The 26433-nt window shown below is 46.9% G+C and carries 24 protein-coding genes and 1 other RNA gene; 1 reads left to right on the forward strand and 24 read right to left on the reverse strand.

What is annotated here, in order from left to right; all coding sequences use genetic code 11:
- Nucleotides 1-4: 4 nt before the first annotated feature.
- From rsmB to M72_RS13940, 11 genes are all read right to left on the reverse strand, one after another.
- Nucleotides 5-1288, reverse strand: a complete 1284-nt coding sequence (gene rsmB / locus M72_RS13890; protein WP_055068644.1) for a 16S rRNA (cytosine(967)-C(5))-methyltransferase RsmB — start codon at nucleotides 1286-1288, stop codon at nucleotides 5-7.
- Nucleotides 1278-1982 carry a zinc metallopeptidase gene (locus M72_RS13895; RefSeq protein ID WP_022045769.1) on the reverse strand — a complete coding sequence of 235 codons (705 nt, stop codon included), beginning with the start codon at nucleotides 1980-1982 and terminating at the stop codon, nucleotides 1278-1280. The genes rsmB and M72_RS13895 overlap by 11 nt, the downstream gene beginning before the upstream one ends.
- Before the next feature lie 15 nt (nucleotides 1983-1997).
- Nucleotides 1998-2930: a methionyl-tRNA formyltransferase gene (gene fmt, locus M72_RS13900; protein ID WP_055068645.1), complete on the reverse strand. Its 933-nt coding sequence runs from the start codon at nucleotides 2928-2930 to the stop codon at nucleotides 1998-2000.
- 1 nt (nucleotide 2931) lies between these two features.
- On the reverse strand, nucleotides 2932-3417 hold the full coding sequence (gene def / locus M72_RS13905) for a peptide deformylase (RefSeq protein ID WP_022045771.1): 486 nt from the start codon (nucleotides 3415-3417) through the stop codon (nucleotides 2932-2934).
- 9 nt (nucleotides 3418-3426) lie between these two features.
- Nucleotides 3427-5658, reverse strand: a complete 2232-nt coding sequence (gene priA / locus M72_RS13910) for a replication restart helicase PriA (protein WP_055068646.1) — start codon at nucleotides 5656-5658, stop codon at nucleotides 3427-3429.
- Nucleotides 5659-5660: 2 nt separating this feature from the next.
- Nucleotides 5661-7166: a uroporphyrinogen-III C-methyltransferase gene (gene cobA / locus M72_RS13915; protein WP_070103642.1), complete on the reverse strand. Its 1506-nt coding sequence runs from the start codon at nucleotides 7164-7166 to the stop codon at nucleotides 5661-5663.
- A gap of 130 nt (nucleotides 7167-7296) precedes the next feature.
- The gene (gene hemC, locus M72_RS13920) at nucleotides 7297-8181 is read right to left on the reverse strand and encodes a hydroxymethylbilane synthase (RefSeq protein ID WP_055068647.1); all 885 of its coding nucleotides are present in this window, start codon (nucleotides 8179-8181) and stop codon (nucleotides 7297-7299) included.
- 11 nt (nucleotides 8182-8192) lie between these two features.
- Nucleotides 8193-9443, reverse strand: coding sequence for a glutamyl-tRNA reductase (gene hemA, locus M72_RS13925; RefSeq protein ID WP_055068648.1), 1251 nt, complete (start codon nucleotides 9441-9443; stop codon nucleotides 8193-8195).
- Entirely contained in the window at nucleotides 9440-10714 is a 1275-nt protein-coding gene (gene hemL, locus M72_RS13930; protein WP_055068649.1) for a glutamate-1-semialdehyde 2,1-aminomutase, read from the reverse strand. Before hemL ends, hemA begins: the two co-directional genes overlap by 4 nt.
- A gap of 1 nt (nucleotide 10715) precedes the next feature.
- Nucleotides 10716-11687, reverse strand: coding sequence for a porphobilinogen synthase (gene hemB, locus M72_RS13935; RefSeq protein ID WP_022045777.1), 972 nt, complete (start codon nucleotides 11685-11687; stop codon nucleotides 10716-10718).
- Between the two features lie 20 nt (nucleotides 11688-11707).
- A complete protein-coding gene (locus tag M72_RS13940; RefSeq protein WP_055068650.1) occupies nucleotides 11708-12337 on the reverse strand; it encodes a precorrin-2 dehydrogenase/sirohydrochlorin ferrochelatase family protein in 630 nt (209 codons plus the stop codon).
- A 99-nt stretch (nucleotides 12338-12436) separates the two neighbouring features.
- Between M72_RS13940 and M72_RS13945 the strand changes: the two genes are divergently transcribed.
- Nucleotides 12437-12841, forward strand: coding sequence for a putative ABC transporter permease (locus M72_RS13945; RefSeq protein WP_055068651.1), 405 nt, complete (start codon nucleotides 12437-12439; stop codon nucleotides 12839-12841).
- A gap of 13 nt (nucleotides 12842-12854) precedes the next feature.
- Here the strand turns inward: M72_RS13945 and M72_RS13950 are convergent, their stop codons facing one another.
- The 13 genes from M72_RS13950 to M72_RS14005 all read right to left on the reverse strand — a co-directional run bounded on the left by M72_RS13950 (nucleotide 12855) and on the right by M72_RS14005 (nucleotide 26306).
- A complete protein-coding gene (locus M72_RS13950; protein WP_022045780.1) occupies nucleotides 12855-13307 on the reverse strand; it encodes an aspartate carbamoyltransferase regulatory subunit in 453 nt (150 codons plus the stop codon).
- A gap of 2 nt (nucleotides 13308-13309) precedes the next feature.
- The gene (gene pyrB / locus M72_RS13955; protein ID WP_055068652.1) at nucleotides 13310-14230 is read right to left on the reverse strand and encodes an aspartate carbamoyltransferase; all 921 of its coding nucleotides are present in this window, start codon (nucleotides 14228-14230) and stop codon (nucleotides 13310-13312) included.
- 86 nt (nucleotides 14231-14316) lie between these two features.
- Nucleotides 14317-15009 (reverse strand): DnaJ domain-containing protein, encoded by a 693-nt coding sequence (locus tag M72_RS13960; RefSeq protein WP_022045782.1) that lies wholly within the window; start codon nucleotides 15007-15009, stop codon nucleotides 14317-14319.
- Nucleotides 15006-15845 (reverse strand): DUF5685 family protein, encoded by an 840-nt coding sequence (locus tag M72_RS13965; protein WP_055068653.1) that lies wholly within the window; start codon nucleotides 15843-15845, stop codon nucleotides 15006-15008. Before M72_RS13965 ends, M72_RS13960 begins: the two co-directional genes overlap by 4 nt.
- A gap of 12 nt (nucleotides 15846-15857) precedes the next feature.
- On the reverse strand, nucleotides 15858-16253 hold the full coding sequence (locus tag M72_RS13970; RefSeq protein ID WP_022045784.1) for a hypothetical protein: 396 nt from the start codon (nucleotides 16251-16253) through the stop codon (nucleotides 15858-15860).
- A 201-nt stretch (nucleotides 16254-16454) separates the two neighbouring features.
- An RNA gene (rnpB, locus tag M72_RS14125) (RNase P RNA component class A) lies at nucleotides 16455-16822 on the reverse strand.
- 65 nt (nucleotides 16823-16887) lie between these two features.
- A complete protein-coding gene (locus M72_RS13975; protein WP_082413927.1) occupies nucleotides 16888-18552 on the reverse strand; it encodes a nucleoside kinase in 1665 nt (554 codons plus the stop codon).
- Nucleotides 18539-19282, reverse strand: a complete 744-nt coding sequence (locus tag M72_RS13980; protein ID WP_261291839.1) for a tRNA (adenine(22)-N(1))-methyltransferase — start codon at nucleotides 19280-19282, stop codon at nucleotides 18539-18541. The genes M72_RS13975 and M72_RS13980 overlap by 14 nt, the downstream gene beginning before the upstream one ends.
- A 1-nt stretch (nucleotide 19283) precedes the next feature.
- Nucleotides 19284-20543 (reverse strand): RNA polymerase sigma factor RpoD, encoded by a 1260-nt coding sequence (rpoD, locus tag M72_RS13985; protein WP_022045787.1) that lies wholly within the window; start codon nucleotides 20541-20543, stop codon nucleotides 19284-19286.
- A 37-nt stretch (nucleotides 20544-20580) separates the two neighbouring features.
- Complete coding sequence (dnaG, locus tag M72_RS13990) at nucleotides 20581-22365, reverse strand: DNA primase (RefSeq protein WP_055068655.1); 1785 nt, start codon at nucleotides 22363-22365, stop codon at nucleotides 20581-20583.
- A gap of 19 nt (nucleotides 22366-22384) precedes the next feature.
- Nucleotides 22385-23398, reverse strand: a complete 1014-nt coding sequence (locus tag M72_RS13995) for a deoxyguanosinetriphosphate triphosphohydrolase (protein WP_055068681.1) — start codon at nucleotides 23396-23398, stop codon at nucleotides 22385-22387.
- 98 nt (nucleotides 23399-23496) lie between these two features.
- Complete coding sequence (locus M72_RS14000) at nucleotides 23497-25002, reverse strand: hypothetical protein (protein ID WP_055068656.1); 1506 nt, start codon at nucleotides 25000-25002, stop codon at nucleotides 23497-23499.
- Nucleotides 24999-26306: an MATE family efflux transporter gene (locus M72_RS14005; protein ID WP_055068682.1), complete on the reverse strand. Its 1308-nt coding sequence runs from the start codon at nucleotides 26304-26306 to the stop codon at nucleotides 24999-25001. The genes M72_RS14000 and M72_RS14005 overlap by 4 nt, the downstream gene beginning before the upstream one ends.
- Nucleotides 26307-26433 lie beyond the last annotated feature (127 nt).

A 26433-nucleotide genomic window follows, 5' to 3' on the forward strand; every position in this document is an offset into this window, starting at 1 on the left:
CCTCTTATTTACTCCTTACCAGCTTTGCAAGAAAAAATCCGTCACTTCCGGCTTCTCCCGGGAAAATCTGTCTCTGGAATTCCAGGGAAAATTCCGGATGTTCTTTTAAAAACCATGCGGTGTTATCCTCATTTTCTGACCGGTGGATCGTACAGGTACTGTACACAAGTGTCCCGCCCGGTCTGACATAATCCCATACAACAGAAAGAATCTGTCTTTGCAGTTTTGCAAGCTCTGCCGCCTTTTCTTTGGTCATCTTATAACGGATATCCGTCTTCTTTCCCATAACGCCAAGTCCGGAACACGGCAGATCACAGACTAAGACGTCCGCTTTCTGATGGGAATCCGGATCATCCACCGTTGCATCCATCTGTACCGCTTTCATATTTGACAATCCATGTCTGGCTATGTTCTCCCGGATCAGATCCACCTTATATTCTGTCAGATCCCTTGCCTCTACCATACCACTTCCCTGAAGCAGTTCTGCCATATGGGTACTCTTTCCTCCCGGTGCCGCACACACATCAATCACATAATCATTCTTTTTCGGTGCCGCAGTTTCCGCAACCAGCATGGAGCTGACATCCTGTACATAAAACAGCCCTTCTTTAAAACTTTTCAGTCCCGCCAGATAATCCAGCCCGGATATTTCAAAAGCATACGGCAGTTCCGGAACCGCATGTACTGTCACCCCTTCTGATTTAAGTTTGTTTACGAGTTCTTCCGGTGTCACAGCGGAAAGATTGGTACGGATCGTCAGCCGGTTTTCTGCGGTAAGTCCCTCCAGAATCTGACGGGTCTTTTCCTCTCCATAATTTTCGGTCCATATGTCCACGATCCATTCCGGCATCGAATATGTAACGCTCAGATTCGGGAAGCGAACTTCTCTCCATCCTCTTGCCACACTACGCAGCACACCGTTGACAAATCCGCTCAGGCCAGAAAACCCACGCTTTCTCGCAAGCTTTACCGCCTCGTTGCACACTGCGGAATCCGGCACACTGTCCATATACATAATCTGATAAACGCTCATGCGCATAAGATTGCGGATGAGCGGTTTCATTTTCTTTACTCTGGTTTTGGAAAACTGATCGATCACATAGTCCAGTGTCAGCTGTCTTTCCAGCGTTCCTTCCATCAGGCGCGTCAGAAAAGCGCGTTCCTGTTTTCCCAGATACTGATATTTATCGAGCACATCGCGGAGGACCAGATGACTGTACTGTCCCTCCTCATTGACCGCCAGAAGCATTTCCAGCACCAGTGCTCTCTCATTGACCTTAGTCGTCACGACTTCTTCCTCCAAACAGTAAAACGATTCGAAGCAGCTGCAGAATCGCAGCTGCTGCACTTGCCACATACGTGAGTGCTGCTGCTGTAAGAACTTTTCTTGTGTAATGGAGTTCCTGATCTCCCAGGATTCCCTGTTCCCTCAGCTGAACCATCGCACGACGCGAAGCATCAAACTCAACCGGAAGCGTAATCAGCTGGAATAACACAGCAAACGAAAACAGCAGAATTCCGATATTGATAAGCATCATGGAGGAACGGCTGTTTATGATCACACCAAGAATGATCACCGGCCATGCAAGCATGGAACCAAAGTTTGCAATCGGCACAAATGCGGTACGCAGCCGAAGCGGCACATATCCTCTGGCATGCTGGATCGCATGTCCGCATTCATGTGCTGCCACCCCCACAGCTGCAACCGAAGTCTGATTGCAGACACTGTCGGAAAGATTGAGTGTCTTATTGGCAGGATTGTAATGATCGGTCAGATTTCCCGATACATGCTGCACCCGCACATCATAGATTCCTGCTGCGTGCAAAATCCGCTCTGCCGCCTGTGCTCCCGTCATTCCTGACATACTGCGGTATGCGGAATATTTGTTGAACGTTGTCTTTACCCGTGCAGATGCAATCATACAGATCACTGCACCGATAACAACCAATATATAGGTACTGTCCCAATAAATGTATGGCATAAATCTACCTCCGTCTTACTGCTGTAAAAAAGATCCCTCTGCAACCGGATAGCCACGCAGAAATGATCCTGCATCCATCCGTTTCTTACCGGCAAGCTGTACTTCCAAAAGTTCCAGTCCACCCTCTCCGGTCTGTACCACCATCGTATTTTTTCCAACTTTACAGATACAACCCGGTGCATAAGCGCCATCTGTCTCCACCACCCGGGCTTTCCAGATCTTAAACGCTTTATTATCCAGATGGGTATAGGCACTCGGCCATGGATTTAATCCACGGATCAGGCGCTCAATCTCCACCGCCGGCTTTTTCCAGTCAATATCTCCCAGCTCCTTGGAAATCATCTTTGTGTGGGTACTCGCCTCATTGTCCTGCGGTGTAAAGGTCGCCGTTTTGTTTTCCAGCATCTGCATGGTTTCCACACACAGCTCGGCGCCGACTGCCGCCAGCTTGTCAAACAGACTTCCACCTGTCTCATCTTCTGCAATGCGCACCTGTTTTTTGGCAATGATATCTCCGGTATCCAGTCCGACATCCATGCGCATAATCGTAACTCCCGTGATCTCATCTCCATTGATGACCGCCCACTGGATCGGTGCGGCACCACGATATTTTGGAAGCAGGGATGCATGTACATTAATGCATCCGTATTTCGGAAGATCGAGAATACTCTTTGGAAGAATCTGCCCGAAAGCCGCCACTATGATGATATCCGGCGCAAACTTTTTCAAATATTCCACACTTGCATCTTCCCGGATTTTTACCGGCTGGAATACTTCCAGTCCATGGGAAACCGCACATTCCTTTACCGGTGGAAACTGCATGGTATTCCCGCGTCCCTTTGGTTTGTCCGGCTGTGTAACCACAAGCATAACCTCGTGTCCGGCTTCTATGATCTTTTCCAATGTATTCACCGCAAAATCCGGTGTTCCCATAAAAATTACTTTCATATTATTCCTCTTCCGGCTCCTCATAATTCACATCATGAAGTCCGCCTTCTACTTTTTCTGTATACATATGTCCATCCAGATGATCCAGTTCATGGCAAATGCAGCGTGCCATCAGACCTTCGCCTTCTACTTCCCACTCATTCATGTCCAGATCATAAAATTTTGCTTTTACATGGTTCGGACGTGTAACCTGACCTGCTTTTCCCGGAAGACTTAAGCATCCTTCATCTCCGGTCTGCTCTCCGTCAGACTCGATAATTTCCGGGTTGATCATAATAAACGGTCCCTGTCCGTCCCCGATATCAATGACTACCATACGTTTTAAAATTCCAACCTGCGGTGCCGCAAGACCTACACCGTTTGCCTCATACATGGTCTCCAGCATATCTTCCGCCAGAGTACGGATGCGATCCGTCACCTCCGGAATCGGTCTGCATACTTTTGTCAGTACGGGATCTCCCTGAATTCGAATTGTTCTAAGTGCCATAATTACCTCCTAAAAACCACTTGTTGGGTTAAAATCAAACTGTACAGACACATTGGAAAATGTGCTGTTATTTTTTATTTTTCGTTCCACCAGATCCTTACATGCCACCAGCGTCGCATATTCCGGCGCCTTCATGTAAATGACCTTTCGGTAAACATCACTGATTTTTGCAATGGATGCATCTGCCGGTCCTACCAGCATAATATTTTTTCCTTTCTGTGATATCACGCGATGCAGAAATTCTGCCAGATCCCTGGCTGCAGCTGTCGTCACCTGCGGATCGGTTCCCGTACAATGAATCAGAAACAGCTGCCACACCGGCGGATAGGCAAGCATTCTCCGATAGGCAATCTCCTGCTTATAAAATGCATCGTAATCCTGTTCCTTTGCGGTCTGGATTGCAAAATGATCCGGATCATACGTCTGGATTACCGCCTGTCCCGGTTCCTTTCCCCGCCCGGCACGTCCCACCGCCTGGGTCAGCAGCTGAAACGTCCGCTCCGATGCATGAAAATCCGGAACATGCAGAGACATATCTGCGGCAAGTACTCCTACCAGCGTCACATTCGGAAAATCATGCCCTTTGACAATCATCTGTGTGCCGATCAGGATATCTGCCTCCTGATTGGCAAATGCATGCAGAATCTTCTCATAAGCATCCTTGGTCCGTGTGGTATCAAAATCCATACGCATCACACGTGCCTGTGGAAATCTCTGCTGCACCAGCATCTCAATCTTCTGCGTGCCCGCCTTGAATCCGCCTAAATATTTACTGCCGCAGGATGGACAGATCTTTGGCAATGGCTGCTCATATCCGCAATAATGACAGACCATCCGGCCTCCCGCATGCTGGCTCAGCGAAACATCACAATGAGGACATTGTATCACATATCCGCAGGCTCTGCATGAAATAAATCCGGAAATTCCTCTCCGATTTAAAAACAGCATGATCTGCTGACGTTTTTTTAACCGGTCTTCCATCAGTTCCTGCAATCTCTCCGAAAAGATGGAACGGTTTCCTGCCCGAAGTTCTCTGCGCAGATCTACGACCTCGCAATCCGGCAGCGGTTTCTTCTCCACACGCTCAGACAACGTCAGAAGCTGATATTTTCCCTGCATTGCCTGATAATAACTGTCCACTGAAGGAGTGGCAGAACCAAGAAGTACCGATGCATCATTCATGCGCGCCCTCTCGATTGCAACATCCCTGGCATGATACCGCGGTGCCGTCTCACTTTTATAAGACGTTTCATGTTCCTCATCTATAATAATAAGCCCTAAATGCGGAAATGGTGTGAACAACGCAGACCTGGGTCCGATCATAATATCAATATCCCCCGCCTTGGCACGTTCAAACTGATCAAAGCGCTCTCCCTGGGAAAGTTTGGAATTCATAATTGATACCCGGTCTCCAAACCGGTTATAAAACCGCATCACGGTCTGATAGGTGAGTGCAATCTCCGGGATCAGGACAATTGCCTGCCGTCCCTGTGCCACCGTATGCGCAATCAGTTCCATATAAACTTCTGTTTTTCCGCTTCCGGTTACCCCCCTGAGCAGATACGTTTTATGAATTCCAGCATCCAGATCCGAACATACTGTGTCCACAACACGCTGCTGATTTTCATTCAGTGTCAGATGATATCCCTTCTGATCCAGATGTGACACAGGATTGCGAAACTGTCTGCTGCTCTCCACCTTAAGAATCTGCTGCTGTGCCATACCCCGGATCACTGCTGCTGATATATTCAGTTTTCCGGTGACAAGCGAATAATCCAGTACGGATTCCTGTATCAGTTCCCGCAGCAGCCTTGCTTTCGCCGTATAGTGTTTCTGTTCAAAGAGTGCCAGTTTCTGCTGCGCCTCTGTCTTCGGAATCAGTAATACAATCTCCCGCTTCTGTACTTCTTTCGTCTGCCTGCGGATCGGGAGTACGGTCTTTAGTGCCTGATTCATGGTGGAACCGTAATTCTTCCGCATCCATCCGGCCAGTGCAATGAGCTGGGATTCCATTGCCACGCTTCCCTCATGTACCGAAATAATGGGGCGAATCCGTCTGGGATCAAATTCGGCATCCTCCGTCAGTTCAATGACATACCCTGTCAGTTTACGATTTCCAAATGGAATATCCACCTGTACACCAACCTGTATTTCCTCCTGCAGATTTTCCGGGATGCTGTATTGAAAAGTTTTATCCAGTTTTTCTACCGATATATCTACAATAATATTTGCATACTTCATACTTATTCTTTTCTCAAAACACAGTTGACCAGGCCCTCATAGGTATTTACAGCAGCCTCAATCACCGGAGAAACGCCAAGTTCTCCCAGTGCTGCACTGCATTTCGGCCCAATCGAATAAATATCCGTAACGGATGCCAGTGTTTCTCTCTCCTGTGGCTTTAAACTGCCAAGCATCCGCTCCGCCGAAGACGCACAGGTAAAAAAGATCGCATCGTATACATCCTTGTCCACTGGCACCTCCATCGGACAAGGTACATTTTCGTATACATTGAGCCGTCCGCAATCACAGAAAGAAAGCAGTGTATCCACAAGGTTATCCTTTGCATTTTTTGCGGTAGGATACCAGATTACTGCCCGCTTAAACGGATCTCCGCGAAATTCCTGATCCAGATATTCCTTTAATTCCTGTGCCAGATTCGTACTGTTGGAATGTTCCGGCATAAAGTCTGCACAAATTCCATACTCCCGCAGTTTTTCTGCCGTCTTTTGTCCAATCACTGCACATCTGGTATGGAAAAGTGCCCGTGCATCCAGCCCCGATGCAAATACATTTTTCATAAAATAATCCACACCATTGGCACTTGTAAACAATAATACGTCCACATGCGCCAGTTCCTGTGCGGTATACACTGCCGGCACACCGACAATCTCACCTGTCATACACTCACTGGTATATGCCCCCTTTGCCCGGAGCATGGCGGCCAGACGTGAAGGTTTTGGACCAATTTTTGCAACCAGATAATGTTTCCCCCACAGCGGCTTCTCTTCAAAAAAATGCAGCTGGCGGCGAAGTGCAACCACATCCCCAACAATGATCAGTGCCGGAGAGGTCAGTTTCGCCTCTTCCACACGATCTGCCAGATTCTCCAGCGTACCCTCACAAATCTCCTGCGCTTCTGTCGTAGCATGGGAAATCACAGCTGCCGGTGTCTGCCGGTTTCTTCCTGCCTGCATCAGTCCATCCACAATCTGTCTTACTCTCGAAAGTCCCATGAGAAAAATCAGAGTTTCTTTTGAATCTGACATCGTTGTAAAATCAGGTTCTGACAGATCCTCTCCGTTTTTTTGGTGTCCGGTGATCACCCGAAAGCTTGTGGCAACACCACGGTGTGTGACCGGAATTCCTGCATAAGCAGGTCCTGCAATGGCAGAAGTCACCCCCGGAACAACGGTATAGGAGATTCCATGTTCCCGCAGATAAAGGCCTTCTTCTCCTCCACGCCCGAAAACAAAGACATCTCCCCCTTTTAAACGAACAACGCAATGATATTCTTTTGCCTTCTCGACCAGCAGTTCATTGATCTGTTCCTGCGGAAGCGTATGATGCCGGTCCGCTTTTCCTACATAAATACGCTCACAGTCCATTCCTGCATACCCCAATAATTCCGGAGACGAAAGTCTGTCATAAATAATACAGTCTGCTTTTTTTATCAATTCCAGTCCCTTGACTGTGACAAGTCCCGGATCTCCCGGACCTGCACCGACCAGATATACCATAGATGCCATTCTTTTTTCCTTTCCCTGTCAGCACTGCTGCTTTTTAATAAATGCTGAAAATTCATTTTCCGGCATTGGTTTTGCAAATAAAAATCTATCTTATTATACCACTTCTGCGGTATTGCCCGCAACCGAACCCCTATCGGGTACACCCGGTTTCCCGCAATGCACGCTGTGCCGCTTCCTGCGGTGTCTCTCCGAAAACCTTACATTTCTTTATACTGCTTCCATCCGCACTTCCGACCATTCCAAGCAATTGCATCCTTCCATCGGGCAATTTGCAGGCATATGCTCCGATCGGCATATGGCAGTCCCCCCCGGTTCCCTTCAAAAACAGCCGCTCGGCACATGTAATCTCCTCCGTCACGATATCTGAAAGTGCATTCACCTGCCCGGACAATTCTTTGTCGCCTTCCCGCAATTCCAGTGCCAGCGTCCCCTGTGCCGCTGCCGGTATCATCTGTTCCGGCTCAAAATACTGCGTGATCAAAGAAGTTCTCCCCAGCCGGTGCAGTCCCGCCGCCGCGAGTACAATTCCGTCCAGTTGTTCTTCCTGCATCTTTTTTATTCTGGTATCGACATTTCCGCGTATTCCCGTAATGCGCAGATCCTTTCGAAGCTGCAGAAGCTGAAATGCCCTTCTTCGGCTTCCGGTGCCGATCACAGCATGCTGTGGAAGTTCCTCCAGTGAAACAGCTTCCCGCAAAATCAATACATCCCTCGGATCTTCCCGTTTCCATGCATGTGCAAACACAAGTCCGGACGGCTGTTCGGCCGGCATATCTTTCATACTGTGTACTGCAAGGCTGATCGTTCCATCCAGCAGTTCCTGTTCAATTTCCCGCACAAAAAGTCCTTTATCCCCCATCTGGTCTAACGCTTTTTTCTGTTCCCGGTCGCCTTTTGTGGATATAATTTTCAGTTCGTAACTGTTTTGTGGATAATGTTTCTGCAGGCGGTTTTTTACATACTCTGCCTGCGCCAATGCCAGTTTTGATCCTCTCGTTCCAATGATCACATTCATTCTTTTTCTCCCTACTCCCGGATTTCGGTATCAAACTGAAATAAATCCTGCAATACCTTTTTATACTGTTCCTGCTGCTCTTTGGATTCCGTCTGTTTAAGCTCCAAGATCGGCTCCCGGATCAGACGCTTTAATGATGCCTTTAAAATCTTTTTTACAATTTTCTGATCCCTCGTACTCAGATCCAGTTTGCGGTTTAGATATGCATAACTGTCCTCTACAATTTCCGTACAGCGCTGCTGCAACGAAGCGATCGTCTCATCGACACCGGTCGTTGCCAGCCATTCCCTGGTTTCCCCAATGGCTTCCTCTATCATACGCTGACCTTTTTGCACCAGTTCTTCCCGCTGCTTCCGGTTCGTCTCTACAATTTCATTTAAACTGTCAAGATTAATCAGAAATGCCTGGGGATTTCGTCCAATCGCCGTCTCCACATCCCGCGGAGATGCCAGGTCCAAAATTGCAGTCGGATGTAACAACTGTATGTCTTTTTCCCGGATAATATGATGCGGGGAGGCTGTAGCGGAAACTACCAGCTCACACTCCTTCATTGCTTCATACCGCTTTTCAAACGGAATGATGGTAAGTGTGGGAAACTCATGCAGGAGATTTCCGGCATGTGAAAATGTCCGGCTGCAGACTGTTACATGAGAGGCCCCGTATTCATACAGATAACGCAGAGCCAGCGTTGCCGTATGTCCGCTTCCCACAACCAGTGCTTTTTTCCCTGCAATTCCAAACGTTTCCTGCAGCTGGCGGATTCCCACATAGCTGACCGAAAGCGGCCGTTCACTGATTCTTAACTTTGTCTTTATCTTTTTTGCACAGGTGACCGCATCCTGTACCACACGGTTTAACTCTTTCCCGGTACTTCCAACCGTCCGTGATAATTCAAATGCATCCCTGACCTGTCCTAAAATCTGGTCCTCTCCCAGCACCATGGACTCCAGTCCCGCAGTCACCCGGAACAGATAGGAAATGGCATCCATTTCCTCCCGTTGTTTGAGATATTCCGAAAAATCTACTCCCGGAAACATCTCTTCATACAAGGTGCGAATCACGCCAAGCGGCTGTGCAATCTCTTCCGGTGCAAAAAAATAGACTTCGCTGCGATTGCAGGTCGAAAGCACAAAACATTGTTCAATTCCTGCTTTCCCAGCTTTCTGCAGAAAATCAATTTTCTGATTATCGGTAAAGGACACCCTGTCACGGATGTCCTGATCTGCATGTTTATAATCAATTCCTATATATCCAAATTTCATTCTGCAAAGTACTCCTGCATCACATGGATGGTCTTTTGTATATCTGCATCGGTATGCGCATCGGACACAAACATGGATTCAAACTGTGACGGTGCCACATAAATTCCATGATCAAGCATAAACCCAAAATAATCGGCATATGCTTTGGTATCCGCGGTTGTCGCAGAATCGTAATCTGTCACATCTTCGCCGGTGAAGAAAATACTCATCAGAGAGCCGATCTGATTGACATGCACACGGTTTCCTGCGGCATGGCGCACCGCATCCGCCAGCATCGCTGTATTTTCCTGCAGCCGCATATAAATATCCGTATCTGCCTCCAGAATACGAAGTGTGGCAAGCCCTGCAGCCGTAGCAATCGGATTGCCGGAAAGTGTTCCTGCCTGATAAACCGGACCGTCCGGGGAAACCATACGCATGATATCCTCTCTTCCACCATACGCGCCGACCGGCATACCTCCACCAATAATCTTTCCAAACGTGGACAAATCCGGCGTAATATGAAAATACTCCTGTGCTCCGCCCAGTGCCAGACGAAAGCCGGTGATGACCTCGTCAAAGATGAAAAGTGCCCCGTAATGTTTTGTGATCTCACGCAAAAACTCCAGGAATCCGTCTGCCGGCGGAACAACGCCCATATTTGCAGCCACCGGTTCCACGATGATTGCTGCGATCTCATCCGGATAAGCCTCAAACAGTGCCTTGACGCTGTCCGGGGAATTGTATTCTGCAACCAGTGTATGTCTGGTAAAATCTGCCGGAACACCCGCACTGTCCGGAACAGATGTTGTCAATGCCGCAGATCCTGCTTTTACCAGAAGTCCGTCCGAATGACCGTGATAACATCCACGGAATTTGATGATCTTGTCACGCTTCGTATATCCCCGCGCAACACGGATGGCACTCATCGTTGCCTCTGTTCCGGAGCTTACCAGACGGCTGACTTCCATGGATGGCACCAGCTGTGCCAGAAGTTCTGCCATCTCCACTTCCCGCTCTGTCGGGGCGCCAAACGTAAGACCTTCCTCACATGCAGCCTTTACCTTTTCGATGACACGTGAATCGGCATGCCCCAGAATCCCGGGTCCCCAGGAACATACATAGTCGATCATTTCATTTCCATCCACATCGGTAATATGGGAACCTTTTGCACTCTGAATAAAACGCGGCGTACGCCCTACAGCCTGGTACGCACGTACCGGGCTGTTCACGCCTCCCGGAAGCCGGAGTTTTGCTCTCATATAAAGTAATTCTGATGTCTGGTCTGTCATGTTATACTTCCCCTTTCTGTATCCATTCTGCCACGTCGAGTGCATGATAGGTAATGATCATGTCTGCTCCTGCACGTTTCATCCCGATCAGATTTTCCATCACGATCTTTTTCTCATCGATCCATCCGTTTGCCGCCGCTGCTTTTACCATGGAATATTCCCCGCTCACGTTATAGGCAACGATCGGAATATTATAATTTCTGCGGATCTCCGTAATGATATCCATATATGCCATTGCCGGTTTGGCGATAATCAGATCTGCTCCCTCTGCAATATCCTCTTCCACTTCCCGCATGGCTTCACGCCCGTTTGCAGGGTCCATCTGATAAGTTTTCCGGTCCCCGAATCCCGGCGCAGAATGTGCCGCATCACGAAACGGTCCGTAATATCCGGATGCAAATTTTGCGGAATATGCCATAATCGGTGTATAGGTAAATCCGGCCGCATCAAGTGCCTGACGGATCGCCCCTACACGCTTGTCCATCATATCGCTCGGCGCAATGATATCTGCCCCCGCACGCGCATAGCTGACCGCCGTCTGTGCCAGAAGCGGCAGTGTCTCATCATTTAAAATAATTCCATCTCTGATCAGGCCACAATGTCCATGCGAAGTATACTCACAGAGACATACATCTGCTATCACAAGCAGATCCGGGTAATCCTTTTTGATCCGGCGGATCGCGGTCTGTACAATGCCGTGCTCATCATAAGCCCCGCTCCCCACTTCATCCTTATGTTCCGGAATTCCAAAAATCAGAATTGCCGGAATCTGCAATGCTTTCACACGGTCTAACTCTTCGTTCATGCGGTCAACGGAATACTGGCAGATGCCCGGCATGGATTCCACCGGCTGTACGATATTTTCCCCTTCCATAACAAAAAGCGGGTAGATCAGTTCCTCTGTCCTCACGTGATTTTCCCTGACCATACTTCGCATAACAGCAGTCTGTCTTAATCTTCTTGTTCGATCCATTCCCTTGTTCCTCTTTTCTTTTACTCTTTCATACGCTTTTCCTGTATAAGAATCTGTTCCAGTTCTTCCGGTAACAGTGAAGTTTTTTTCTCTGCAAGCAGCCTGGCAAGAATGGTCTGATATACCTGTCTGCGCAGTTTTTCTGTTTCTATCCGCGTTTTTACCACCGGACGGATACTTCCCATATAATCGTTAATCTGTCCCAGTTCTTCCGTCAGAATTTCTTTCAGAGATTCTTTTAAATACTGTGTGAGCACCGGACTGTTTCCCGCACTGGAAAAAGCCCCCACCAGATCCCGGTGTTTCAGATAGGACGGAAAAATAAAACTGCAGTCCTCCTGCTGATCCACGGCATTGACCGGAATATGCTTTTTTTGTGCCATCCGGGCAATCCTGTGATTTTCTGTGACATCATCAGTAGCTGCCACAACCAGAACACATTCCTTCAGATCCTCCGGTTCAAAGGTACGTTCCTTTACACATACATTTCCTGTAAGCTGCAGAATCTGCGGGTCAATCTGTGGTGCCACCACCGTAATCTGCGCCCCGAAATCCAGAAGCACCCGGACTTTGCGCAATGCCACAGTTCCTCCGCCTGCCACCAGACATTTCTTTTTTTCGATATCTATAAACATTGGAAAATAAGCCATAATACCCTTATCTTATAATTGTTTTGTATTTTTTTCAAGTATATCTGCTGGATAATCGCATATCCTACATGCATAGTATTTTTTGCGGGAGGTCTTTTCATGAACTGGAAAACATTTTTTATCTGTGGTCTGACCGGATGGTGCATGGAAATCCTGTTCACCTCGCTGGGCGGACTGCTGCGGGGAGATCTGCTTTTAAACGGACACACATCCATCTGGATGTTTCCGATCTACGGACTTGCAGCAGTCATCGGACCTCTTTCCGTGCGCCTGCGCCACTGGCCTGTGCTTCTGCGCGGCTGTTTTTACGGTGCCGGCATCATGCTCGTTGAATTTATCAGTGGCAGTTTTCTTAGGCTTTTCTCTCTATGTCCCTGGGATTACAGCAAAACCCCCTACAATATTTCCGGTCTTGTCCGCCTCGATTATTTTCCTGTATGGTTCACCGCCGGGCTGATCTTTGAATATATTCTTTCCCAAAAAAAGAAGCACATCCTCTCGTGATGTGCCCCTTTTCTTACATTACTTTTATCTGACGCCGGTTCGGATTGGTATATTTTTCCTCGCAATACTTGCAGCGGTACACTTCTTTTTCCTCATCTGCCAGAATAAAGATCTGATCCAGTTCCTGCTCGATCGATGTCACGCAACGTGGATTTTTGCACTTGATGACATTTTTGACCTGCTTCGGAAGCTTCAGTTCCTTTTTCTCTACGATCCGGTCACCCTTAATCACGTTTACCGTAATATTATGATCGATAAAACCGAGAATATCCAGATCCAGCGCTTCAATCGGACATTCCACTTTGATAATATCTTTCTTGCCCATTTTATTACTTTTTGCATTCTTGATAATGGCAACGGAACAATCCAGCTTGTCCAGCTTCAGATCATGATAAATCTGAAGACTCATTCCCGCCTGGATATGATCCAGTACAAAGCCCTCGTGAATTCCACTAATATTCAGCATCTTTACTCCACCTCGATTCCCAGTAATGTCAGGATCAGTGCCATACGGACGTATACACCATTCTGTACCTGTGTAAAATAAGCCGCACGCGGATCATCATCCACTTCAACGGAAATTTCATTGACACGAGGCAGTGGATGCAGCACGATCATGTCATCCTTCGCAAGTTCCATCTTTTCTTTGGTCAGAATGTAGAAATCTTTCAGACGGATATAATCTTCTTCGTTGAAGAAACGTTCTCTCTGTACTCTTGTCATATAAAGAACATCCAGCTGGCTCATGGCATCTTCTAAACGCTCCACTTCCTCAAACTCCACATGGTTTGCCTGAAGTACATCCTCCCGGATGTAATCCGGAATCTTTAACTCTTCCGGGGAAATCAGGATAAATTTCACGTTTTCATAACGGATCAGTGCATTGATCAGGGAATGAACGGTTCGTCCGAATTTCAGATCCCCGCACAGACCAATCGTAATATTCCCCAGTCTTCCTTTCAGGGAACGAATAGTCATAAGATCAGTTAACGTCTGGGTTGGATGCTGATGTCCACCGTCGCCTGCATTGATTACAGGGATACGGGACTTCTGGGATGCAACGAGTGCCGCGCCTTCTTTCGGATGCCGCATTGCACAGATATCTGCATAACAGGAAATAACTCGAATCGTATCAGAAATGCTCTCGCCTTTGGATGCCGATGAAGAATCAGCACTCGCGAAACCTAAAACAGAACCACCGAGGTTTAACATGGCAGCTTCGAAACTTAATCGTGTTCTTGTGCTCGGTTCATAAAAACAGGTTGCCAATTTTTTGCCATCACAGGCATGTGCATATTTCTTTGGATGCTTCTCAATGTCGCTCGCCAGATCCAACAGCTGATCCAGTTCCTCTACGGAGAAGTCTAAAGGACTCATTAAATGCCGCATTTTTATCCTCCTTCAGCTTAACGCATTTTTACTATCATATAATAAACTGCGGCTATTTTCAAGGCTAATATAGCAGCTATATAAAATTAACATGGGCGACAGCAGAAACACAATGCCTGCGCACACAGCAGACTCATGCAGAAATTGCTGTAATTTCCATAAGGACGCTCATACTCGCTCCCCATATTGGTATACCAGGTTCCGCCATATTCAAGATGCTGCTGGAACTGCCGGTACTCCATATTGCTCGGCTCAAGTTCCACCGCACGGCGGATATGCTCAATCGCCGTTGCACTGTTTCCCACGCCTTCATTTGCCACCGCACTGTAATAGTACCACTGTCCGGCACGCTCGGAAAATGGAATCGAACTTAACACATTGAGTGCTTCCGGATAACACTGATTCTGAATATAATTAAGTGCCGCCTGTAATTTTGGAGAAGTCGCACGGCTCTGGGAACGGTAGGTTCCATTTCCATAATAATACTGTCCGCTGAACCCTCCAAACGGCCCCTGTCCATAGCTTCCTGTGCCTGCCGATCTGCCATCTGCAGAGCCTGCACCATAACTGTAGCTTCCGGAAGTTCCCTGCTGTTTTTCCTTCATAATCAGATCATAGGCCTGCTGCACCTGTTTGAAACGTTCTTCCGCCTGATCTTTGTTCGGATTGTTGACATTTGCATCCGGATGATACTTCCGGCTCAATGTACGGTATGCTTTCTTTATCTCTTCATCCGAAGCGCTACGGCTGACGCCGAGCACCTGATATGGATCTGTCATGATTTCTTCCTCTTTTTCTTCAACTGAATGTATTCATACTTGGACCATACACCGGAATACAGAATATTCCGCAGAATATCCGCGTGAAGCAGAATCGGCAGGCGTTCAAAAGACTTCGCGCATTCCGAAATCATGCTGGTCATCATCAGACGGCACAACGTCTCATACTCCTGCTCATCTTCTGTATCCAGATACCGGAGCGGGTTGTAACTGTCTTTTTTTTCATCTTTATCCCGGTCCTCGTAGGCATCCATCAGGTAGATAAATTTGCCCAGATAAAATCCAAGTGTTTTCAATTCATCATACCACTCGTCCTGCTTCCATGCAAATATTTCTCCGAGCATCTCGCCTGTCAGCCCTGCCACAAGATCAATATTCGTCTGTTTTTCCGCCTCATAAGTTGCCAGTTTCTCCATATACTGCTCAATGGCATTAGTCTGCCGCGGATAATTTATTTTGATCCGCTGATAATCTTTCTCAAACATTGAGGCAATGGTTTTCTTCGTGTAATTATGGTCATCTTTCCAGTCATCCACCAGATTGTAATATGCCAGAAGAACGTTCATCTGTGCCGCATAACTCTGAATATCGTTTTCCCGCAGCTGCCGTTTTTTCATCGGATGCATCATACAGGTAAATTCACCAGTCTGCGTGTCCGGCTCATACAGACCGGTCAGCAGAACGACCAGAAATGTCATATCATAATTCAAAAGTGCCTGTCCTTTTTTTCCACAGAACTCTTTTAATTTCCGGCAAAGCCCACAATAATACGACTGATATATTTTTTTATTTTCTTCCGACAGCTGTGCGCCGTTTACATTGATATATCCGAACATACTGCCTCCGATTTAGGTTCTGCGAATAAATTTTTCCCTGCATTTCGGGCAGGTAATCTCTATCTTTCCATGTCCCCTCGGCACACGGACTTCCTGTTTACACATCGGGCACTTGAAAAAGCGGTAATCCCTTGCCTGTCCCATGCGTTTTTTAAACCGGTTCCACGATACGGTGCGGTTATAACGGAAATTCAAATACTTCTGGTTTTCTTCATAACGTTTGGATGTATTTCTTGAAAATACCCGGAAATACATATAAATCATTAAAATCAGCGCTACAAAGGAAAACAGGCCAATGCGTGTAAACATACCGACAAGCAAAAGAATCAGAACAAGCCAGGACTGCATCCGTGCCAGTTCATCCATGCCATTTCTTCCCTGCATAAAACGATACAATTTGTCTCTCATACAATTCCTCTTTTCTGTGTTTCGTCGATATTTTTCGTGTCTTATATTAGTTATATATCATGGGAAATCATATCGTCAAGCAACGTATTTTCTTTTCATACACTTTTCATAAAGTGTTTAGAAATCCGGGAAATTTATAATGGTATAGACGTGAAAAATGAAAATTTCCAAAGAATACTGCTGATATTTACGGAAAACATCTTAAGAAGAAGGACGATAAGCCGGGTTATGTCGTTGGGTGATCATCTATCTAGTACGATTGTTGCCAACCGTCTCAAGCGACCTACCTAAAGCTGGCGGGCCACGTCAGCGCTTTGTTTCGGTCTTGCTTCGAATGGGGTTTACATGTGCCCTCTCTGTTACCAGCGAGGCGGTAGTCTCTTACACTGCCATTCCACCCTTACTATAGAGGTGCATCTGTGATGCATCTCTTATAGCGGTATATTTCTGTTGCACTTTCCTTAGAGTTTCCTCCACCGGCCGTTAACCGGCATCCTGCCCTGTGAAGCCCGGACTTTCCTCACCTGCGGTCTTTCGACACCTGCAGCCGCGATCACCTGTCCTCCATCTTAAGATGCTTTTCCACTATAACACAGTTTCCAGTAAGGTTCAAGCCGTAAAGTTTACCGTGTTTTTATACATTAAAACAACTTCCTCCGACAAATTCCCGCACCAGAGAACTCTGTGCAATTCCTTCCGTCGGAAGCGGCAGAAAATAGTCCAAAAACTTAAGCAGACGCTTCGCTTCCAGATATTCTGCACTGTCACGCGGAATCTGAAACAGAAGCGGTTCCGCATATACTTTAAGCACCGCAACCTCATACAGTAACGCGGAATTAAACATGACATCCGCACTGTCCTGAAACGGGAAAATATTTTTTTCTTCTCCCCTTCGCACAGATTTCCACATCGCAATCGTCTCCTGTGCCGTCGTTCCACGGGTTCTGGCATCTCTCACGATCCGGCGTAACAGACGGCAGTCCGTCGTGGACAGCGGATTGTGTTCATCAATATTCAACTGTGTCAGCGCAGAAATATAAATCTTAAATTTACTTTCTGCGGGAAGTGTATACGACAGCTTATCGTTCAGACCATGAATTCCCTCTATGACAAGAATATCATTTTCTTTAAGCTGCAGGGTCCTGCCACGGTATTCCCTCTTTCCCGTCTTGAAATTGAAAGAAGGCATATCTACTTTCTCCCCTGCCAGAAGCCGGGTCATATCTTCATTAAACTGTCTGACATCCAGTGCCTCCAGACATTCAAAATCAAGATTTCCGTCTGCATCCCTCGGACACCGCTCCCTGTCATCATAATAATCATCCAAACTGATCGGATGCGGTTTTCTTCCCTTTGCCAGAAGCTGAATCGACAGGCGGTTGGAAAATGTCGTCTTTCCGGAAGAAGACGGGCCTGCGATCATGACAAATTTAATTCCTTTTTTTGCTGCAATCTGTGCTGCCAGGGAACCGATCCGTTCCTCCATCAGCGCTTCCTGAAGCAGAATAATCTGTTCGCCCCTGCCGGATGCAATTGCATCATTGAGCGCGCCGATCGTTCCAACGTCCAGCATACGGCTCCAGCTGCGTGATTCTTTTAATGTGTGGTACAGTTTATTGGAGGTATGAAGCGGTTCCACTTCATCTCCCTTTTTATTTGGGAACAAAAGAACAAATCCGTCTTCATATAACTCCAGATCAAACACTCCGAGATATCCCGTGGATGGAACCATATAACCGTAATAATAGTCCTGATGTCCGTCCAGCTCATAAATATTGACACGCGAACTTCTGCGATAATGTAAAAGCCGCTCTTTGTCCTTCATTCCCTTATCATGAAACAGCTGTTCCGCATCTTCTGTTTTTACACTGCATTTCTTGATCGGTAAATCGGCCTCTACCAAACGCTGCATCTCTGCACGCAGTGCCTGCACGGCTGCTGCATCATTTGCAGTTCCATGCAGTTCACAGTAATAACTTTCTCCCAGAGAATAATATACCCTGATTTTTACCTGATCCTTCCACAGATTTTCTACCGCCTTCTGCAATAAAAGCGTCATACTTCTGCGATAGGTGCGTTTGCCGTCCCTGTCCGTCATCGTCAGAAACGAAATTTTACCGGGTGCCTTCACCACTTTTGAAAGTTCCCGCAGTTTTCCATCTACACATGCCAGTACAATCCTGTCACTGTAATTTTTCTGATATTGTTTTGCAATCTGTTCCAGTTTTGTCTGCTCCGGAATCAGAACCAGTTCGGTTTTCTCCGGCGCAGTCTCCAATGTGATCTCAAATTCCTGCACTTTTTATCGCCCCCAAAATCGTATACGCAGATTCATTCTGCTGTAATTTTTCCTGCACTTCTGCAATACGTCGTATGATCTGTTCCGATTCTTTCTGTGCTTCAAGCGTCTGCAGAATCTGTGTCAGCTGTCCATGCTGACGCACCAGAAACCGGCGCAGTACCGGATTTCCGTTTCTCAGAAGAAGCGGTCCGTAAATATCACAGACTGCTATTGTCTGATCGTTCAACCGGTTCCACGTTTCATCCTGCTCCGTTTTTACGGCACGCATCATCGGATAATATTTTCCTTCTTCACAGACCATATCTTCATCTTCAATTTTATACTGATGCTGGCGCAGATATTCCCGGACCTTATGTATTTCAGACTGTGGCTGCAAAATCAGTTCTTTCGCTGTACTGCAGACGGATTCCCCTTCCGTCAGAATATGCAGAATCAGTTCTCCACCCATTCCTGCAATCAGAATGGAATCCGCTTCATTTGGAAGCAGTGCCTCTGCCCCGTCCGAAAGTCTGGTCTGTATATATTCCTCCAGCCTGGCTGCCCGGATATGTTCCTGTGCCCGGGCAAGCGGTCCCTCATTAATATCCATTGCAATGGCTCCCTTTATTTTCTGCCTCTGTACCAGTGCAATCGGCACATACGCATGGTCTGTTCCGATATCCGCAAGGATACCGCCGGTTGTAACCATGGAAGCCACTGCTTTCATTCTCCTCGATAATTTCATCATGTTACTCTAAATAATCCTTTAACTTACGACTTCTGCTGGGATGGCGAAGCTTACGGAGCGCTTTTGCCTCAATCTGACGGATTCGTTCTCTGGTTACATTGAACTCTTTTCCGACTTCCTCAAGGGTTCTCGCCCTTCCATCCTCCAGACCAAAGCGAAGCGTCAGCACTTTCTGCTCCCGCTCGGTCAGTGTTCCGAGTACCTCTTCCAGCTGTTCCTTAAGCAGCGTAAAAGTTGCAGCATCTGCCGGTACCGGTACATTATCATCTTTAATAAAATCTCCCAGATGGGAATCTTCCTCTTCTCCGATTGGTGTTTCCAAAGATACCGGTTCCTGTGAAATCTTTAAGATTTCCCGCACACGTTCCACCGGCATCTTCATCTCTTCCGCGATTTCTTCCGGCGTAGGTTCCCGCCCGAGTTCCTGCAGCAGCTGTCTGCTGACACGAATGAGCTTGTTGATCGTTTCCACCATGTGCACCGGAATACGGATGGTTCTTGCCTGATCCGCAATTGCACGGGTAATTGCCTGCCGGATCCACCATGTTGCATAAGTGGAGAACTTATATCCTTTGCGGTAATCAAATTTTTCTACCGCCTTGATCAGTCCCAAATTTCCTTCCTGAATCAGGTCTAAAAACAGCATGCCCCTGCCCACATAGCGCTTGGCAATGCTGACTACCAGACGAAGATTTGCCTCCGCCAGACGTTTTTTGGCATCTGATCCACGGTCGACATCCAGTTGCAATGCTTTGATCTCCGCTTGTATTTCTTCTTTTTCCTGTTCATCACCGGTTTCTGCCAGACGCTCTTTGAGCAGTGGAATTTTTTCAACTGCCACACTTCCGGCCTCCATCTTCTGTGCCAGCTCAATTTCTTCGTCTGCAGACAGCAGCGGCACTTTGCCGATTTCCTTTAAGTACATGCGTACCGGATCCTCGACACTTACGCCCTCCGGAACCGAAAGATCAATCTTTTCTACTTCTACCTCGTCTTCGTCATCCAGAATGATATCATCATCCTCATCATCCCCGTCACTGATCCTGAGGACATCTACTTTATTTGCTTCCAGGAAATCCAGAACCTTCTCCATCTTTTCTTCGTCAAGATTCATATCCCTGAAAAAATCGCTGATCTCCTGATACTCCAGAATGTTCCGTTTCTTTTTTCCCAGTTCCAGCAGACTTTTCAGTTTTTCTCTGAACTTTGCCTTTGTTTCTTCCGTTTCCACTGCTGCATTCTCTTCTTTTTTCTTTGCCATGTCGTTTCGTCCTCTCAGGTTACTTTCTATTTTGTCCCTAATCAATAGAAATATGCGTTTTCTTCAGCTTCTCCAATTCCTTCTGTTCATTGATCAGCTGCATAACGACCGTCAGATCATTCGGATCTGACTGCCGGCTTCGAACATCAATACTGTTTTCCTTGATTCTCTCAATTGTTTCCTTTAATGCTTTTTCTTTGTCCTGTTTTGTCTCTACTTCATGAATTTTTGCATTAAAAAGCCCCGCAATTTCTTTTTGTTCTTCCTCCTCCTGAAACCGGCTGATAATCTTTGCCGGATTCACCTGTCCGCTCTCCCCATACTGGGTGAACAGCTCCTGTGCCGCTTTGCGATACAGCGGTTCCGTGAAATCTTCCTCCGTGATCCATCCTTTGATGCTGTCAAAAAGCCGCGTATCCTCGATCAGCCAGGTCAGAAGCAGCTTCTGTGACTGTTTCATGCCATCTTCTTTCTTTTTTTCATGGATACCGCTCTTTAACGGAGCCGCCTTTGTAATCCCGCTCCCTGCCATTGCCAGATTATTCACAAGCTTCCGCAGATCCTCAAAGCCAATCCTGTACTTATCAGCGACCGCCTGGATATAATTGTTGCGCTCAAGCTCCTCCGGAAAGGCTAAAAGCCGCCGCGCCGTCTCATTATAAAATGCCGTCTTGGACTCCGGATCATTCATATCATAATTCTGCTCCAGCATACGGATTTCAAACAGAAAACTGTTTTCCGCCTGATCAATCCTCTTCTGATATTCTTCGGCCCCAAGTGCTTTGATAAATTCATCCGGATCTTTGTACGGCTGCATGTTTATGACTTTCGTGATAATTCCAACTTCTTTTAAAATCGGAATTGCACGGAGTGCCGCCTTTACCCCAGCCCCATCACTGTCATATGTCAGATACACTTCTTTGGTGTAGCGTTTCAGCAGACTGGCATGTCCACTGGTAAGCGATGTACCAAGAGAGGCCACCGCATTGTCAAAGCCTGCCTGGTGCAGTGCAATGACATCCATATATCCCTCACATAAAAGCAGCTGCGGTTTTCTGGTTGTCCTTGCAATATTTAATCCATACAGATTCCGGCTCTTGTCAAAAATCTTCGTCTCCGGCGAATTCAAATACTTCGGTTCCCCTTCGCCCATGACACGCCCTCCAAATCCGATCACCCGGTTATGTACATCCATGATCGGAAACATGGCACGATTCCAGAATTTGTCATGGCCTCCGCGCACCTCATCGATGGAGACAAGCCCCGACTCTTTCAGCAGCGCATCGTCATATCCCACATGTCTTAAATAGCGATAGAGATCATCGCTGTACTGATCCGAATAGCCCAGGCCAAATTTGCGCATCGTTTCATCCGACAGCTCCCGCTTACGGAAATACGCATATGCTTTTTCCCCTCTCGGGCTGCGCAAAAGTTTATAAAAATACTTTGCGGCTTCTTTGTTAATCTCCAGCAGCTTCGTGCGCTTGTCCGCCTCACGTTTCTGTGCACCTGTCATCTCCTGCTTGGGAAGTTCAATTCCCGCACGATCGGCAAGTACCTGCATCGCTTCGGTAAAAGTATAATTCTCATACTGCATCAGAAATGTAAAAACATTGCCTCCCGCTCCACATCCAAAGCAGTAATACATCTGTTTATTCGGAGAAACGGAAAATGATCCCGTCTTCTCATTATGAAAGGGGCATAACCCAAAATATGTACTTCCTTTTTTCTGCAGACGCACATACCCGCCGATCACATCCACAATGTCATTGCGGGAACGTACCTCCTCAATCAGATCATCTGAAAAATACGGCGTGGAAATCCCCTCCTTTCTCTAGTCATCAATATCCATCCACTTTCCATGCCTGCGGCATAAAATTTTCTTTAAATTTGGTAATCGCATACTTATCTGTCATACCGGAAATATAGTCACAGACGATGCGCCCTTTGTCTTCACCCTCATCCAGCATTTTTAATAACTTTGCCGGCAGCTGCTCGATATGGTCCATATAAAAATAATACATCTGTTCCAGCATGGCCTTAGCTTTTACTTCCTCGCCTTTTGCGACCGGATTCCGGTATACATGTTCAAACATGAACAAGCGCAGATCCCGCAGCGCCTCCGCGGTCTCATCCGACATAATGATATCGTTTCTTCCCATACTGTTGCTGATGATATCGTGGATCAGGTGATCCAGGCGCTCTCTCGTGGTAAATCCCAGCGTACGACGCAGTTCCACGGGAATATCTTCCTCATCCAGAATCATTGCACGGATCGCATCGTCAATATCGGAATTGACATATGCAATCTTATCGGACAGGCGCACAATCTTTCCTTCCAGCGTGTGCGGAATCGTCCGTGTCTGATGGTTTAAAATTCCATCCCGGACCTCCCAGGTCAGATTCAGTCCTTCTCCGTCTTTTTCCAGTTTTTCTACAATACGTACGCTCTGTTCGTTGTGGCGGAACCCGCCTTCATACACCTGATTCAGCAGAAATTCTCCTGCATGTCCAAACGGTGTATGCCCCAGATCATGCCCCAGTGCTATCGCCTCAACCAGATCTTCATTCAGCCGGAGCGCCTTCGCAATGGTTCTCGCATTCTGCGATACTTCAAGCGTATGTGTCAGCCGCGTCCGGTAATGATCTCCCATCGGTGTGAGAAAAACCTGCGTCTTACTTTTCAGTCTCCGGAAAGACTTACTGTGCAGGATACGGTCACGGTCCCTCTGAAAGACCGGACGAATATCACACTGCGGTTCCTCCCTGTCTCTGCCCTTTGAATTTATGGACAGACAGGCGTACGGACTTAAAGTATCTGCTTCTATCTGTTCTATTCTTTCCCGAATTGTCATATTCTGCTCATTTCTGCGGCACAAACCGCCAAAATCCTTACAATATTTCAAACAACTCTACATATTATATATTCTGCGTGAATTCCTGATTTCCTTTTTTATTTTGCATTTCCTCCGAGTACTTTCCGCAGCTGTTGCAGACAGATACCCGTAATCTGATTTTCGTAGCTTCCAAAATAAAATTTGTTATCTTTCACCAGAATACATCCGACCCAGTCTCCATCCACGGGATCTTCCTCCAGCGCCTGCTCCATGTTCTGATATCCCCGAAGTGTAAAATAGGCATCATAATCCGAAAAATCCGCTGTGCGGTAAGTCACATCCGGAAACTGCATCCTAAGCCCCTGTATCAGATCCGCCGGACATGCCACATAGCCTGTCGGTTCGTGCGAATATGCCGATTCTAAAGCCCAATCTTCATCCCAGAGAAGAAACACATCATCCGTTTCCCATGTCTTATCTGTTTCCACCGATGCCACCGGTGCATATGTTCCTCCATCGGTTCCGGCTGTCTGTACGAGATTTGTTTTTCCGGTCGGATCGGTATACAGAAGATTTGCAATCGCAAGCTGATAAAACCGACTGTCGCAGCGCTCTCCACGCTCTGCCAGATAGCCCTGGGCAATTCCGTTTTTCTCCAGATCCGCTTCCTCATTTACCGATACATAAACCACATCTCCATATTCCATCGGTCCCATCCGCGTATCCTCAGTCAGAAATTCCGCAACCTTCGTATAATCCCCTGCGGTATCTTTTGGCATCAGAAGTACTATCACGACAACAATGACTATCGCCGCAATACTGCAGCCAACCGTCACAATCTTTCTGATCATCCGGTGTCTGCGCGATTCTTCTTCCCCGGCGGATGCCGGTATTCCATCTATATTTTTAACCGCATACTGTCTGGATGCATAGCTAAATACAAATGCACCGATGACAAGAATAAAAACAACCATTGCCAACAGACAGGTGATTTCCTGCCAGGTCCGCATCCGGCCGCAAAGCAGCAGATGATCGATCAGACATGTTGCTCCGCCTGATGATTTCTGTTCAAATTTCAAACGACAGACGCCGTTATTTCCAAGACATACCAGTGCAAACACCGCACCATCAACCAGTGCATAGCGAATCCACCGCACCTTTTCCCGGATTACAGCAAGCGGAAACAGTGAAAGCACAAACGCAAACATGATCATCCCCGCAAAAAAATATGCCCATTTTTCCAAAAGCGATGTGTTCCACATCTGCCGTACATATTCCACTGCGGAAGCTCCATTGATATTTCCCCAGCCGGTGACCCGGGAGATCAGAAACGCAATTCTTAAAATTCCCCATAAAACCAGATAACCAGCAGCATATTTCCACAACAGCCGTCCTGTGATCTGACGATCTGACAATTCCTGCTGCATCCCTCCGTTTCCCATTCCCGCACGGGTCCGTATCCGGAAAAATACCAGCGTAAATGCAACAAACGCAGGAAATCCACCCATACTTCCGACAAACCCATTGATAAAAAGCATCACCGTAAATGCCAATATGGCGGAAACCAAAAGACGCATCGGATCTGCATCCATCGTTTCAGGTTCTTTCTTATCATACTTCATGCCATAGCCTCCTTTTTGCGATCCTTAAGAAGCGCCCATGCCGTAATTCCTGCCGTCAGTGCTTCCGCAGCCATAAACGACAGCCAGACACCACGGATTCCAAATATACGTGACAATATCACGGAACACACCGCAATAGCTACAAATCCTCTGCAAACCGAGGCCGTAAATGCCTCTTTTGCATGCTCCGATGCACTCAGATACCCGGTTCCGATAATATTGAAACCGGCAAACAAAAATCCGATCACATAAAGCCGCATTCCTGTAAATGCATATTCCGCCATCTTTACCGAATGTTCACTGTTAAACAAGGCTACCATCGGGTCTGTAAATCCCCAGACAAGCGAAATAATCAAAAGACTGAAAACAACGCCCGTAGCCAGTCCCAGATGCAGAATCTTTTTAACCGCACGTTCATTCCCTTCTCCGTAATAACGGCTGACCAGTGGCTGGGCTCCCTGGGAAATCCCGTTAAAAATACAGGTAAATATGAGTGCAAAGTTGGCAATCACGCCATAGGCAGCCACTCCTACATTTCCGGCAAGCCCTAAAATCAGGTAATTAAAAAGCGTTGTTGTCACTCCGGAAGAAAATTCTCCCACAAATGCCGGCACCCCCAGCTGGCAGGATGCTGTAAGCATCCGTACCGATGGTCTGGTCTTTGCAAACTGTACCGTATTTTTCTTCTGACAAAAATGAATACTGCAGATTAATATGCTGACGATCGGAGAGGCTGCTGTGGCAAGTGCTGCTCCTGCCAGTCCCATCCCCATTGGAAACATAAACACATAGTCAAGGACAACATTGGAAAAACTTCCCATCATCGTTCCAATCATGGCGAGGGTCGGAGCATTGTCGTTGCGGACAAACGCAGAAAACACATAATTCATCATAAAAAACGGTGTAAATAATAAGAAAATCCTCGTATATGTGCGGCCCAGCTGCGTGATCCCGGCATCCGCCCCCATCATATGCATCACCGTATCCGGAGAAAAAATGCCAGACAGGACAAATGGAATGCTGATTATGAGGATACACAAAATCGCATTTGCAAAATATTTCTTTGCACTGTCATCTTCCTGTGCTTTTAATATCGTATACCGGGTTGCCGATCCTACCCCAATCATCGATCCTATGGCAAAAATCAGGTTATATACCGGCAACACCAGATTCAATACGGTAATCCCGTCCGTTCCCGCTGCCTGCGAGATAAAGAATGTATCCACGATAATATAGCAGGAAATCCCCAACATTCCACAGATATTCTGGGAAACATATTTTATAAACTGTTTTTGAATATTCATATTTATATAGTTATCCTTTTTGTTGTGTGCATCAGCATGCTTCATTATACATTGTCACCAGGCGGAGCCTGATGACCTGCGCATGCATCAGCATGCTTCATTATACCATATTTTATATAACAAAAAA

Origin of the sequence: Roseburia faecis, from assembly GCF_001406815.1 — a bacterium.
GTDB lineage: Bacteria > Bacillota > Clostridia > Lachnospirales > Lachnospiraceae > Roseburia > Roseburia faecis.

Excerpts from the sequence above, each read along its gene's own strand:
- M72_RS13980 (WP_261291839.1), bottom strand. The coding sequence starts at position 19,282 with ATGATGAAATTATCGAGGAGAATGAAAGCAGTGGCTTCCATGGTTACA.
- M72_RS13995 (WP_055068681.1), bottom strand. The coding sequence starts at position 23,398 with ATGACAATTCGGGAAAGAATAGAACAGATAGAAGCAGATACTTTAAGT.
- fmt (WP_055068645.1), bottom strand. The coding sequence starts at position 2,930 with ATGAAAGTAATTTTTATGGGAACACCGGATTTTGCGGTGAATACATTG.
- M72_RS13970 (WP_022045784.1), bottom strand. The coding sequence starts at position 16,253 with ATGAGAGACAAATTGTATCGTTTTATGCAGGGAAGAAATGGCATGGAT.
- M72_RS13945 (WP_055068651.1), top strand. The coding sequence starts at position 12,437 with ATGAACTGGAAAACATTTTTTATCTGTGGTCTGACCGGATGGTGCATG.
- M72_RS13965 (WP_055068653.1), bottom strand. The coding sequence starts at position 15,845 with ATGTTCGGATATATCAATGTAAACGGCGCACAGCTGTCGGAAGAAAAT.
- def (WP_022045771.1), bottom strand. The coding sequence starts at position 3,417 with ATGGCACTTAGAACAATTCGAATTCAGGGAGATCCCGTACTGACAAAA.
- M72_RS13950 (WP_022045780.1), bottom strand. The coding sequence starts at position 13,307 with ATGCTGAATATTAGTGGAATTCACGAGGGCTTTGTACTGGATCATATC.
- M72_RS13960 (WP_022045782.1), bottom strand. The coding sequence starts at position 15,009 with ATGACAGATCCATATCAGGTGCTCGGCGTCAGCCGTAGCGCTTCGGAT.
- M72_RS13940 (WP_055068650.1), bottom strand. The coding sequence starts at position 12,337 with ATGGCTTATTTTCCAATGTTTATAGATATCGAAAAAAAGAAATGTCTG.
- cobA (WP_070103642.1), bottom strand. The coding sequence starts at position 7,166 with ATGGCATCTATGGTATATCTGGTCGGTGCAGGTCCGGGAGATCCGGGA.
- pyrB (WP_055068652.1), bottom strand. The coding sequence starts at position 14,230 with ATGCGGCATTTAATGAGTCCTTTAGACTTCTCCGTAGAGGAACTGGAT.
- priA (WP_055068646.1), bottom strand. The coding sequence starts at position 5,658 with ATGAAGTATGCAAATATTATTGTAGATATATCGGTAGAAAAACTGGAT.
- hemL (WP_055068649.1), bottom strand. The coding sequence starts at position 10,714 with ATGACAGACCAGACATCAGAATTACTTTATATGAGAGCAAAACTCCGG.
- hemB (WP_022045777.1), bottom strand. The coding sequence starts at position 11,687 with ATGGATCGAACAAGAAGATTAAGACAGACTGCTGTTATGCGAAGTATG.
- M72_RS14000 (WP_055068656.1), bottom strand. The coding sequence starts at position 25,002 with ATGAAGTATGATAAGAAAGAACCTGAAACGATGGATGCAGATCCGATG.
- hemA (WP_055068648.1), bottom strand. The coding sequence starts at position 9,443 with ATGAAATTTGGATATATAGGAATTGATTATAAACATGCAGATCAGGAC.
- M72_RS14005 (WP_055068682.1), bottom strand. The coding sequence starts at position 26,306 with ATGAATATTCAAAAACAGTTTATAAAATATGTTTCCCAGAATATCTGT.
- hemC (WP_055068647.1), bottom strand. The coding sequence starts at position 8,181 with ATGAATGTGATCATTGGAACGAGAGGATCAAAACTGGCATTGGCGCAG.
- rpoD (WP_022045787.1), bottom strand. The coding sequence starts at position 20,543 with ATGGCAAAGAAAAAAGAAGAGAATGCAGCAGTGGAAACGGAAGAAACA.
- M72_RS13895 (WP_022045769.1), bottom strand. The coding sequence starts at position 1,982 with ATGCCATACATTTATTGGGACAGTACCTATATATTGGTTGTTATCGGT.